9 protein-coding genes are annotated in these 12222 nt (G+C 69.5%); all 9 read right to left on the bottom strand.

The window, feature by feature from the left end; translation table 11 throughout:
* Window positions 1-15 precede the first annotated feature (15 nt).
* The 9 genes from HMPREF1529_RS07040 to HMPREF1529_RS07005 all read right to left on the bottom strand — a co-directional run bounded on the left by HMPREF1529_RS07040 (window position 16) and on the right by HMPREF1529_RS07005 (window position 12201).
* Window positions 16-1482: an MFS transporter gene (locus HMPREF1529_RS07040; protein WP_016464290.1), complete on the bottom strand. Its 1467-nt coding sequence runs from the start codon at window positions 1480-1482 to the stop codon at window positions 16-18.
* Between the two features lie 106 nt (window positions 1483-1588).
* Window positions 1589-4564, bottom strand: coding sequence for an immunoglobulin-like domain-containing protein (locus HMPREF1529_RS07035; protein ID WP_016464289.1), 2976 nt, complete (start codon window positions 4562-4564; stop codon window positions 1589-1591).
* 44 nt (window positions 4565-4608) lie between these two features.
* A complete protein-coding gene (gene araA / locus HMPREF1529_RS07030) occupies window positions 4609-6111 on the bottom strand; it encodes an L-arabinose isomerase (protein WP_016464288.1) in 1503 nt (500 codons plus the stop codon).
* A 50-nt stretch (window positions 6112-6161) separates the two neighbouring features.
* Complete coding sequence (locus HMPREF1529_RS07025; RefSeq protein ID WP_016464287.1) at window positions 6162-7760, bottom strand: xylulokinase; 1599 nt, start codon at window positions 7758-7760, stop codon at window positions 6162-6164.
* Window positions 7757-8458, bottom strand: coding sequence for an L-ribulose-5-phosphate 4-epimerase (locus HMPREF1529_RS07020; RefSeq protein WP_036282799.1), 702 nt, complete (start codon window positions 8456-8458; stop codon window positions 7757-7759). Before HMPREF1529_RS07020 ends, HMPREF1529_RS07025 begins: the two co-directional genes overlap by 4 nt.
* A 20-nt stretch (window positions 8459-8478) precedes the next feature.
* The gene (locus tag HMPREF1529_RS16410; protein WP_332248098.1) at window positions 8479-8760 is read right to left on the bottom strand and encodes a hypothetical protein; all 282 of its coding nucleotides are present in this window, start codon (window positions 8758-8760) and stop codon (window positions 8479-8481) included.
* Entirely contained in the window at window positions 8676-9554 is an 879-nt protein-coding gene (locus HMPREF1529_RS16405; protein ID WP_016464284.1) for an ABC transporter permease, read from the bottom strand. The genes HMPREF1529_RS16410 and HMPREF1529_RS16405 overlap by 85 nt, the downstream gene beginning before the upstream one ends.
* The gene (locus HMPREF1529_RS07010) at window positions 9551-10621 is read right to left on the bottom strand and encodes an ABC transporter permease (protein ID WP_016464283.1); all 1071 of its coding nucleotides are present in this window, start codon (window positions 10619-10621) and stop codon (window positions 9551-9553) included. The genes HMPREF1529_RS16405 and HMPREF1529_RS07010 overlap by 4 nt, the downstream gene beginning before the upstream one ends.
* Window positions 10618-12201 carry a sugar ABC transporter ATP-binding protein gene (locus HMPREF1529_RS07005; protein WP_016464282.1) on the bottom strand — a complete coding sequence of 528 codons (1584 nt, stop codon included), beginning with the start codon at window positions 12199-12201 and terminating at the stop codon, window positions 10618-10620. The genes HMPREF1529_RS07010 and HMPREF1529_RS07005 overlap by 4 nt, the downstream gene beginning before the upstream one ends.
* Window positions 12202-12222: the final 21 nt, after the last annotated feature.

The following is a 12222-nucleotide window of genomic DNA, read 5'->3' as shown; positions in this document are numbered from 1 at the left end:
GGCCCGCGGGTGGGCTCAGTCCTGGGCCGCTCTGCGCCGCGCGCCGAGGTCGATGACCCCCAGCAGCAGCGCGATGCCCAGGAAGACCCCGACGGCCACCATGCCGTAGGCGTACGCATCGTGGAAGACCGCGAGCGCGTCGCCCGCGCCGTCCTTCTCGCGATAGACCGTCGAGTAGAACAGCGAGAGCCCGATCGCGGTGCCCACTGCCGTGCCGACGCGCTGGCCGAGCTGGCCGACCGAACCGGCGAGGCCCCCCTCGCGCGTCGGGATCTCGGCGAGGGTGAGCGTCTGGTTCGGCGCGACGACGAAGCCGGCGCCGGCACCGGCGACCACCATGACGCCCGCCATCGCGTACTCCACGACTCCGGCCGGCACCGTGTACGCGACGATGGCGAGAGCCACGACGCTCACGAGCACCACGATCAGCCCGCCGACCACGAGGGGGCGCCCGAGCCGCGCGACGAGCGAGCCGCCGAACCACGCGGTGATGGCGCTGGCCACGGCGAAGCCGATCGACACCATGCCGGCGAAGACGGGCTCGGTGCCGATGCCGATCTGCAGGAACAGCGTGGTCAGCAGGAACATCGCCGGGATCGCCGTGAAGTAGGTGGTGACGACGAGGGTGCCGTTGCGAAACGACGAGATCGAGAAGAGCGAGAACGGCACGAGCGGCGAGCGACCGGATGCCGCATACCGCCGCTCCCACCAGGTGAACGCGCTCACGAAGACGACGAAGAGAACGAGGCTCCACCACCGACGCGGGTCGTCGGTCGGGGCGCCGGTCGTGAAGAGGAAGGGCCACATGAGGGTCACGATTGTGAACGCGAGCAGGATGAGGCCGACGGGGTCCAGCTGTAGGCGACCGGGCGTCGATCGACGCGTTCGCGGGAGCAGGCCCAGCACGCCGGCGATGACCAGTGCACACAGCGGCACGTTGATCCAGAAGATCCACCGCCAGCCGTCCTGCACCCCGCCGACGGCGATCATCAGGCCACCGAAGGTGGGGCCGATCGCGGTGGCGACACCGATCGTGGCTCCGAACAGTCCGAAGGCGCGACCGCGCTCCTTGCCGACGAAGATCTGCTGGATGGTCCCCAGCACCTGCGGCATCTGGATGCCAGCGGCGAGGCCCTGGACCAGGCGGGCAGCGATGAGCACCTCGATGGTCGGCGCGAGGGCGCACACGACACTGGTGATGAGGAACAGGCTCAACCCGACGAGGAACAGGGTTTTGCGCGAGCGTTGATCGCCGAGCCGCCCGAAGGGCACGAGCGCGAGACCGAACATCAGCACGTAGCCGGAGACGACGATCTGCAGCTGGGTCGAACCGGCGCCCAGCGCCTTCTCGATCGAGGGCAGCGCGACGTTCACCTTGCTCAGATCGAGGATCGTCAGCGCCGCGACGGACACGCAGACCCAGAACGCGCGCCAGCGCTGCCCGCCGTTGAGGGAGATGCTCGCGGTACCCGGACTGGTCATCCGTCCACGCTATCGCTCACTCACGCGCGGCCGTCCTCGACAGCTGACGCAGAGGACGGGCGGCTCGGAGACGCTCTCCGAGCCGCCCGTCGCGGTGGGTGCGGACTCAGCCGTTTCGGATGCGGCGGCGTCCGATCAGCAGGGCGGCTCCGGCCACCAGCAGTAGCGCTGCGAGCATGCTCGCCGCCGTGATCAGCACCGGGCTCTGACCGCTCGTGGCCAGCGAGGCCGCGCCCGGGTCGCTCTGACCTGCGCCGCTCTGGCCTGCGCCGCTCTGACCCGTGCCGCCCTGACCCGCATCGTCGGTGGGGACCGGCGAGGGCTCAGGTTCCGGCGTCACGACGACGTCGGCCAGCGTCACCGCGTCCGAGTTCGACACCTGCACGAGCTGATCATGGTAGCCGTCGTACTGCGCCGTGACGGTGCGGATTCCCGAGGGGACGACGACGCTCGCCACGCCGCGCGACACGGGCACCTGCACCGACCACGCGCTGGCGCGCGCCAGCGTGGAGGTGGCGGCCTGCCCCGTGAACGTGACGGTTCCGGCGACGTCGCCGCCGTCGGCGGCGGCGACACGTGCGGTGACCTTACGCTCCTGCGCGCTCAGCGACGTCGCCGAGGCGACCGCGCTCACGCCCGTCCACTCGTGCATGGCGGTCAGCACCGTCTGCGGAACGCTCACGAAGGCACCGTGGCGAGGGCTCTCCGGAAGACCCCCCGGCGCACGCACGCTCCAGGCGGCGCGCTGCGACAGCCGGTCGCTCTGCGTGCTGGAGGCGATCGCATCCGCACTGGTGACGAACGCGCGGTAGCCGCCGGCGCCGTAGTTGTCCACGAGGAACACGTAGCCGTCGCCCGTGTTGTTCGGGTCGCCCGCGTTGAGCTTGACGATCTCGGGGCCCTCACCGGCCTGGCCCGTCTCGAGGGACGTCATGTGCGTGTCCAACAGCTGCCACGTCGTCGACGGGTCGGCCGTCCAGCTGGATGCCGTGGTGGGAGCCGTGAGCACCTTCGAGCGCTCGAGGAAGATGTCCTTGCCCGCCTCGAGCGGACCGGCGGCGCCGCCCTCCTCGTTCTTCGTGAAGCGGTAGTAGTAGTCGCCGATCTTGGTGACGGTCGAGTCGATACGGGCGTATCCCGTGTCCTGCCAGCTCGCCGGGGGTGCCGTGTAGGTGCGGAAGTCACGCGTGAGCACAGCGAACATCCGCGCATACAGGTTGTCGTTGTTCGTGTGGCTCGCATCGGAGTACAGCCGCGACGCGAAGAACACGACGTACGACTGGAGCGCGTCGTCCCAGTACGCCTCCGGCGCCCAGGTCATCCCCGCAGCGGGCTGGTTGACCGTGATGCCGCTGTCCTCGCCGTTGGTGCGCTTCCAGTTCACGAGGTCCGTCGACTCCCACACCTCGATCTTGAGGCTGCCGGCGGATTGGGCGGGGCCCCAGCCGGTGCCGCACCCGATGCACAGATCGGTCGCGACCATGTAGTACTTGTCGCCGTCCTTCGAGCGCAGAATGTACGGGTCGCGCAGGCCCTTCGTGTCGGTCGTCGAGGTGATGACCGGGTTGCCGCCGTTGACCGGCGAGAACGTGAAGAAATCGTTGCCGCTGGTCGCCGCCTGGTAGATCTTCTCGTCGCTGTCGGACTTGAAGTAGGCCGCGGCGTAGCCCGCGTCGGGCGCGGTGCGACCGTGCTCGGCCACCGTGACGGTGAAGGTGCGCTCATCGTGCATGCCGTTGAGGACGGCGTGCGCCGTGAGGGTCACCTCACGGTCACCGGCGCCGTACGCCGGTCGGGTGACGATGCCACCACCGCGGTACGGGTCGGCGAGCCCGACGGCGGGCGCGGTGTACCCCGCGTCGGTCGCCGTCACCAGAGACGGATCGGAGGAGGTCCAGGTGATGGCCGCACCGTTGACGGCACCCGTGGTCGCCAGCGGCAGGTTCTCGGTGGTGCGGTTCGCGAGGACGATCGCGTCGAGGTCGGCCGAGACGGTCGGTGCGATGACGGTCACGTCGAACGTGATGGTCGAGCCGAGCGTGCTGACCGCGGTCAGCGTCACGGGGGTGTCGGACGAGATCGCCCGCGAGACCACGCCCGAGGTCGAGACGACCGAGGGCGCAGACGACGACCACGTCAGGCCGACGCCGTTGACCGTCGCCGGCAGGGTCAGATTCGACGTGACGTTCGTCAGCGCGGAGTTCGCGCCGAGCATCTGTGCCAACACGTCTCCGCGCAGCAGGGCCGCGGTGGTCGCCTTCTTCTGCTCGGCGGTCGGCATGCTCGCCGACACCTCGCCGGACGTCAGCGCGACGTCCCAGAACTTGACGTCCGACACGTCCGCGCGCAGCAGCGGGTCGCCCTGGTACAGCGAGCGGCCCAGGTAACCCATGACCGCACCCGTCGGGATGATCGAGCTCAGCGAGAGCGAGTGGGTGAGGGTCGAGATCTGCTGCCCGTCGCGGTACAGCGTCAGCGTGTTGCCCGAACCGACCATCGTGAGGGTCGTGAAGCCCGGGTTCAGGCCGCCGCCGGCCGGCATGCGCGTCTCGCCGTTGCTGTTGCCGTTCTTGACGCGGATCGCCGCCAGCACCTGGTCGGTGTAGCCGCCCTGCGCCGAGCGCGGGCTGAGGAAGATGTGGTTGCCGAGCTGCGTGGTGTTCCACGGGCCGACGCCGTCGCCGATGACCCATCCGAAGTGGTTGGCGGAGGTCTGGGTGGACACCGTGTACTCGACGGTGAAATTGTTGTCCGATCCGGTGATCAGGCCGGACGGCAACGACGCGTAGCCGTCGGCGCGGAAGCGCAGCACGGCGTCGCCCGCGGCATCCGCGAAGGAGGCGTCGGTCAGTCCGGTGAGCGTGGCATTGCGACCGTTGCCCGACATGTCGAGCAGCGTCGATCCGCTGTGCGACATGTCGTAGTGGGCGCTCGGGGCCGGCACGTCGGCGGCGGATGCCGCGTTCGGCGCGGCCAGGCCGACGCCGGTGAGCGCGAGAACGCCGGCAACGGTCGCGGCGAGTGCTCGACGCGGTGTGCGCCCGGGCGCCGAGGCGCGCGGGATCCGTGTTGATCTCATCATCGAGAGAGTTCCTCGTGTTTCGGGTGGGGGTGGTGAGGTCGGGGTCAGAGGCCCTGGGCCAGGCGGTAGTACGCCTGGTTCCAGCGCAACTCCTTCTGGAATCCGCGCACGGTCGTGTCCTCGTCGATGACGAGAAGCTCGGTGCCGGCGATGTCCGCGAAGTCGCGGAACACCTCGATGCCGACGGCGGTGGTCATCACGGTGTGGTGGGCGGCGCCGGCGGTGAGCCAGCAGGCGGCACTGGTGGCGAAGTCGGGGGCCGGCTTCCAGATCGCCCGCCCGACGGGAAGCTTCGGCAGGTCGGGGGCCTCGACGTTCTCGACGACGTTGGCCACGAGACGGAACCGATCGCGCATGTCACTCATCGCGACCACGACGGCCGGGCCCGGGTCGGCCGTGAAGACGAGGCGGACGGGGTCGTCCTTGCCGCCGATGCCGAGCGGGTGGATCTCCAGCCGCGGCTTCTGCGTCGTCAGCGAGGGCGAGACCTCGAGCATGTGCGCGCCGAGGATCTTCTCGTCCCCCGCGACCAGGTCGTAGGTGTAGTCCTCCATGAGGCTCGCTCCGCCGGGCAGCCCCGCGCCCATGACGTTGGCCACGCGGACGAGGATCGCGGTCTTCCAGTCGCCCTCCGCGCCGAAGCCGTATCCCTCGGCCATCAGGCGCTGCACGGCGAGCCCGGGGAGCTGCGGCAGAGCGCCGAGGTCCTCGAACGAGGTCGTGAAGGCACCGAAGCCACCGGCTTCCAGGAACGTCCGCAGACCGACCTCGATCGCGGCGCCGTCGCGCAGCGACTGGTGGCGTTCGGCACCGGGCAGCAGCTCCTCGGCGACGTCGTACTCGTCGAGGTACACCTGCACGAGGGCGTCGATGTCGGCCTCGGATGCCGCCGCGACGGCATCCGCGAGCTCGTTCACGCCCCACGTGTTCACCTGCACGCCGAAACGGAGCTCGGCCTCGGTCTTGTCGCCCTCGGTGACGGCGACGTAGCGCATGTTGTCACCGAAGCGGGCGAGCTTCAGCGTGCGCGCGGCCTGCCACCCGGCGGCGGCGCGCTGCCACTGCTCGATCTGAGCGAGAACGGCGGGGTTGGAGACGTGCCCGACGACCGTCTTGCGCGCCACGCCCAGGCGCGTCTGGATGTAGCCGAACTCCCGGTCGCCGTGGGCGGCCTGGTTCAGGTTCATGAAGTCGAAGTCGATGTCCTCCCAGGGCAGCTCGACGTTCGCCTGCGTGTGCAGGTGCAGCAGGGGCTTCTGTAGGGCGTCGAGACCTGCGATCCACATCTTCGCCGGGCTGAACGTGTGCATCCAGGCGACGACGCCGATCACCGAGTCGTCACTGTTGGCGTCGAGCGCCAGGCGCCGAATGGAGTCCGAATCGGTGAGCACGGGCTTCCACTCGACGCGCACCGGCAGGGCGCTCAGGCCCGCCGCCACCTGCTGGGACTGCGCGGCGACCTGGCGCAGGGTCTCCTCTCCGTACAGCCCCTGGCTGCCGGTGACGAACCAAACGGTGTAGTTCTCGAGAGAGGTGGAGAGGGTCATGATGTCTTTCCGGTCGGTGAGTGTGAGAAGCCTCGAAGATCGAGACGTCCTCAGAGTGAGTGGACGGCCGCCGCCTCGACGGCGAGGCCGGCTCGGTAGCGGTCGAGGTAGGTGGCGAATCCCGCGACATCCGCGGGAACGGGCTCGACGACGGATGCCGCGGCATCCGCGAACACGGTCTCGTCGAGGTAGGTGCCCAGCGTGAGGTCGCGCCCCTGGGCCACGGCGCGGTGGAACGCCGCCAGGACGGCGATGCCCCACGCCCCGCCCTCCGAGGCGGTCTCTCCCACGGCGACCGGCGCATCCAGCGCCGCGGCGAGGAAGCGCTGCGCGACCCCGGCCGTGCGGAAGACCCCACCGTGCGCGTACATGCGATCCAGCGCCACGCCCTCTGCGGCGAGCACCTGCATGCCGAGGGCGAGCGTGCCGAACACGCCGTAGACCTGTGCGCGCATGACGTTCGCGAGACTGAGTGTCGATTCCGGGGTGCGCACGAAGAGCGGGCGCCCCGCCGTGAGGCCGGCGATCGGCTCACCGGCCAGGTGGTTGTACGCCAGCAGGCCTCCCGCGTCGGCGTCGCCGTCGAGGGCTTCGCGCAGCAGCACGCCGAAGACCTCGTCGTCGTCCAACGGGGTGCCGGATGCCGCCGCGAACCGACGAAACAGCCCCGCCCACGCCGCCAGCTCGCTGGCGCCGTTGTTGCAGTGGACCATCGCGACGGGGTCTCCGGCGGGAGTGGTGACGAGATCGAGCTCGTGGTGCTGGGCGGCGAGCGGGCCCTCCAGCACGACCATCGCGAAGATGGAGGTGCCGGCGCTGACATTGCCGGTGCGCGGCGCGACGGCGCCGGTCGCGACCATGCCCGTGCCCGCATCGCCCTCCGGAGGACACAGCGGGATGCCGGGACGCAGTCGGCCGCTCGGATCGAGCAGGGCCGCACCGTTCGCCGTCAAGGTGCCGGCGTTCGCGCCGGCGGGCAGCGCCTCGGGCAGCAGGGCACGCAGCGGGGGGATCGCTCCCGGCGCGAGTGCGTCGAAGCGCGCGATGAGCCGCTCGTCGTAGTCGGCGGTGCCCGCGGCGATCGGGAACATGCCCGACGCGTCACCGACGCCGAGCACGCGACGACCGGTCAAGCGTTCGTGGACGTATCCGGCGAGCGTGTTGACGGCGGCCACTCGCGACACGTGTGACTCTCGGTCGATGACCGCCTGGCGCAGGTGCGCGATCGACCAGCGCAGCGGAATGTTGACCCCGAACAGCTCGGACAACTCCGCCGCCGCTGCGGCGGTGTTCGTGTTGCGCCAGGTCCGGAAGGGAACGAGCAGCTCGCCCGCCTCGTCGAAGGCGAGGTAGCCGTGCATCATCGCCGACACACCGATCGATCCCACGGACTCGGGGGTCACGCCGTGGGTGCGCTCGAGATCGGCGACGAGGTCGGCGTACGCGGCCTGCAGCCCCTCCCAGATCGCTTCCAGCGGGTAGGTCCACAGGCCGTCTTCGAGTCTGTTCTCCCACGCGTGCGAGCCGACGCCGAGCACGCTCGCGGGCGCTTCGGCGTCCACGAGACAGGCTTTGATGCGCGTCGAGCCGAACTCGATGCCGAGACTCGTGCGACCCGTGCGGATCGCGTCCGCCGCCTCCCCGCTCATCGACGCTCGTCCGTTCCCTGCCCGTAGACGTTCTGGTAGCGGTTGTAGAGCGCGTCGATCTTGTCCTGCGGGATCGGGATCAGCTCGCCGGCCTGGCGCGCGATGTGCACCGTCCGGGCGACGTCCTCGCACATGACGGCGGCCTTCACGGCATCCTTGGCGTTGACGCCGATCGTGAAGGGGCCGTGGTTCTGCATGAGCACTGCGCGACTGCGGTGCCCGCGCAGCGTGTCCACGATGCCGCGGCCGATGGAGTCGTCGCCGATGATGGCGAACGGCCCGACCGGGATCGGCCCACCGAACTCATCGGCCATGGCCGTGATGACGCAGGGAATCTCCTCGCCGCGCGCCGCCCACGCCACCGCGTAGTCGGAGTGGGTGTGCACGACACCGCCGACCTCGGGCATGTGCCGGTACACGTACGCGTGGGCCGCGGTGTCGCTGGACGGGCTGCGGTCGCTGCCCGACGTTCCCGCGATGACGGCGCCGTCGAGGTCGCAGAGGATCATGTTCTCGGGGGCGAGGTCGTCGTAGGAGACGCCCGAGGGCTTGATCACGAAGAGGTCGCTGTCCGGCACGCGCCCAGAGACGTTGCCGCCCGTCCAGACCACCAGGCCGTACCGCACGAGCTCCGTGTGCAGCGCGGCCACATCGGCGCGGACGGCGTCGATGCGCTCCTGCAGGTGCTCGTCGATCATCGGGCTGCCTGCCGGCGCGCTCACTCGCTCCTCCGCTTCGTGAGCACCCGCTGCAGCAGCACGAAGGCGAGGAGGATGCCGCCGGTGATGATCGTGAGGTACTCGGGCTTGATCGAGCCGTCCTTCGTGATGATCATCCACAGGGCGGCGAGCACGAGCGTGCCCACCACGGAACCCAGCACGTAGCCGACGCCGCCGGTGAGCAGCGTGCCGCCGATCACGACCGCAGCGATCGCGTCGAGCTCCCAGCCGATGCCGGTGACGTTCTGCGCTTTGCCGCCCACCTCTGCGGTGTAGACCACTCCGGCAAGGCCGGCGAGAGCGCCGCTGAGGATGTAGATCCACACACCCGCGTGCGGGCCACGGGCAGGCCCATCAGCTGGGCCGACGACTCGGCACCGCCGATCGCGTAGATCGTGCGTCCCGTGCGGGTGCGGTGCAGGAAGAAGACCGCGGCGATCACGACGACGACGGCGATGAAGAAGCCGGGCGTGAGGACGAGATCGTTGGTCTTAGGGCCGTCGATGAGCTTGAAGTCCGTGGCCAGCAGCAGGATCGGAGAGCCCTCCGGCGCGTGCACGGGCACCGTCGACAGGATCGAGGCGAGGCCGCGCGCGAGGAACATCATCGCGAGCGTCGCGATGAAGGGCTGCACGTTGAAGAACTGGATCAGCACGCCCGAGACCAGACCGAACAGCGCGCCGAGCACGATCATGATGACGATCGCGAGCCACGCGTTCACCCCCGCGCCCATGAGCATCACCCCGGCGACCGAGGTGAACGCCACGACGGCGCCGACGGACAGGTCGATGCCGCCGGAGAGGATCACGATCGTCATGGCCACGGCCAGGATGATCGTCGGGGCGAAACTCACGAGCAGACTCGACATCGTGCCGAGGTGGAAGACCCGGCCGTAGGCGATCTCCGCGTACACGAGCATGCTGATGAACAGCACGACCGCCGCGAGCGTGGGAATCAGCGACTGGCTGCGGCCCCAGACACGCGACCACGCGGTTGCGCGGGGGGTGGCGATCGCCGCGGCCTGCCCGGCCGACGGGGGCGTGGAGCGTTCGCGAGTGGTGGATGCGTCGCTCATGCGACGACCTCCTTCGGCTGCGTGGACTCGGAGAGGGGGGCCGCGGGTGTGCGGGTGCGGTTGCCGCCGCGGAGCACCAGGGAACGGATGCGCTCGGACTGCAGCAGCACCAGCGCGACGATGACGATCGCCTTGAAGGCCGGCGTCGCGGCGGCCGAGACTCCGAGGAAGAGGACCGTCTTGTTGAGGGTCGCGATCAGCAGGGCGCCGATCGTCGAGCCCACGATCGAGAACTTCCCGCCGGCGAGCGAGGTGCCCCCGATGACGACGGCGAGGATCGCGTCGAGCTCCATCTGGTACCCGGTGCCCGAGACGTCGACGGTCATGACCTCCGACACCGTGAACAGTCCGCCGACAGCGGCGAGCGCCGCCGACAGCACGTACACCGCGATGAGGATGGGGCGGGGGCGGATGCCGGCGAGCCGGCTGGCCTGCGGGTTGATGCCGATCGACTCGATCATGAGGCCGAGGGCGGTGCGGCGCATCACGAGCGCGACGACGATGACGATCGCGATCGCGAGCACGAAGCTCAGCGGAAGCCCGAGGAACTGACCGTTCGCGAGAGCCCGGAAGGGCGCGTTCTCCGCGTTCGTGTTCTGGCCGCCGGTGATGACGCGCGCGATACCGCGCCCGGCGAGCATCATCACGAGCGTGCTGATGAACGGCTGCAATCCGATGACGGCGACGAGCAGGCCGTTGATCGCGCCGAGCACGATACCCAGCAGCACGGCGAGCCCGATCGCGGTGAACATCGCACCGACCGAGGTGGGCTGGCCCAGACCGCTGACGGTGACCATCGCGACCGCGCCGCCGACGGCCATGACGGAGCCGACCGACAGGTCGATGCCGCTGGTGGCGATGACGAACGTCATGCCCAGCGCGATCATCACGATCGGCGCCGACACCCGCAGGATGTCCAGAAGGTTGCCCGACAGCTGACCCGTCGTCGGGTTGACCCCGAGGGCGAGGTAGGTGGGGTCCTTCAGCGTGTTCAGCGCCAGCAGCAGGACGATGCCCACAATGCCCCAGAACCAGGGGGTGCGTACGAGCGCCCTCAGACGGGTCATGCCTGTTCTCCTTCGACCTCGTCGGCGAGCGCTTCCGCGTTCGCTTCGGCGGCGGCCTCGGAGTCGGCGGCGATGATCGAGACGATCCGCTCCGCCGTGACGTCCGGACCGTTGACGACCTCGCCGACCTTCTGGTGGTCCTTCATGATGACGATGCGCTCGGAGAGGCGGACGACCTCCTCCAGCTCCGAGGAGATGAAGACGACGCTCATGCCGCCCTCGGCGAGCTCGGCGACCGTCTCCTGGATGTCGGCCTTCGCGCCGACGTCGATGCCGCGCGTGGGCTCATCCAGCAGCAGCAGCTCGGGATCGGTCGCGAGCCAGCGCCCGAGGAGGACCTTCTGCTGGTTTCCGCCGGACAGCAGGCGGATGGGCCGATCGGGGTCGTTGGGGCGCACGCTGAAGCGCTCCATGTACATGGTGACGAGCCGGTCGACCTCCTTGGCGGGAACGCGCCGCAGCCATCCGCGCTGCGCCTGGACGGCGAGCATGATGTTCTCGCGGATGCTGAGGTCGCCGACGATGCCGTCGTCGCGACGGTTCTCCGTCGAGTAGGCGATGTGGTTCGCCAGGCCCGAGACGGGCGAGGTGATGCTGGCCTTCTTGCCCTTCAGGCGCACCGTGCCGGCATCCGGCTTGTCGGCACCGACGATGAGGCGCGCCAGTTCGGTGCGGCCCGAGCCGAGCAGGCCGGCGAAGCCGACGACCTCACCCTTGTGGATCTCGATGTCCGTGGGGGCCAGAGCACCCTTGCGGGCGATGCCGTCCGCGGCGTAGACGGGCGTCTGCGTGCGGTCGCGCTCGTCGACCTGGCGGTTGGAGCCGAGGGCCCGCAGGGCGCCGAGGTCCTTGCCGATCATCTTGGAGATGAGCTCGGTGCGGTCGAGGTCGTTCTTCAGGTACTCGCCGACGAACCCGCCGTTTCGGAGCACCGTGATGCGGTCGCTGATCGCGTAGACCTGGTCGAGGAAGTGGGAGACGAAGAGGATGGCGACGCCCTGGTCGCGCAGCTGGCGCATGACGCCGAAGAGGGTCTCGACCTCCGCGGCATCCAGGCTGGAGGTCGGCTCGTCGAGGATCAGGACCTTCGACTTGGTCACCATGGCCCTACTGATCGCGACGAGCTGCTGCAGGGCGATCGAGATCGACTGCAGCGGGGCACGCGGGTCGAGGTCGCCGAGACCCATCTCGGTGAGCACCTCGTGGGCGCGGGCGTGGGTCTTGCGCCAGTCGATGCCGAAGAGGGAGCGGCTCTCGTGGCCGAGCATGACGTTCTCACCGATGGTGAGGTTGGTGCAGAGGTTGACCTCCTGGTACACCGTGGAGATCCCGGCGGCCTGCGCCGACGCCGTGCCGGAGAAACGCCGTTCCTCGCCGAAGACGAGGATCGATCCGGAGTCGATCTGGTAGACACCGGTCAACGCCTTGATGAGCGTCGACTTTCCGGCGCCGTTCTCGCCCATGAGGGTGTGGACCTCACCGGGCAGGAGGCGGAAGTTCACGTCGTCGAGCGCCTTGACGCCCGGGAACGTGATCGACGTGCCGCGGACTTCGACGATCGGGAGGGGTTCGGTGACCACTGCAGACTTCCTCGTTGAATC

Origin of the sequence: Microbacterium sp. oral taxon 186 str. F0373 (assembly GCF_000411455.1) — a bacterium.
In the GTDB taxonomy this organism is placed as follows: Bacteria; Actinomycetota; Actinomycetes; order Actinomycetales; family Microbacteriaceae; genus Microbacterium.
The sequence above is the reverse complement of the archived record's forward strand: the minus strand, read 5'-3'. Positions and strand labels throughout refer to the sequence as shown.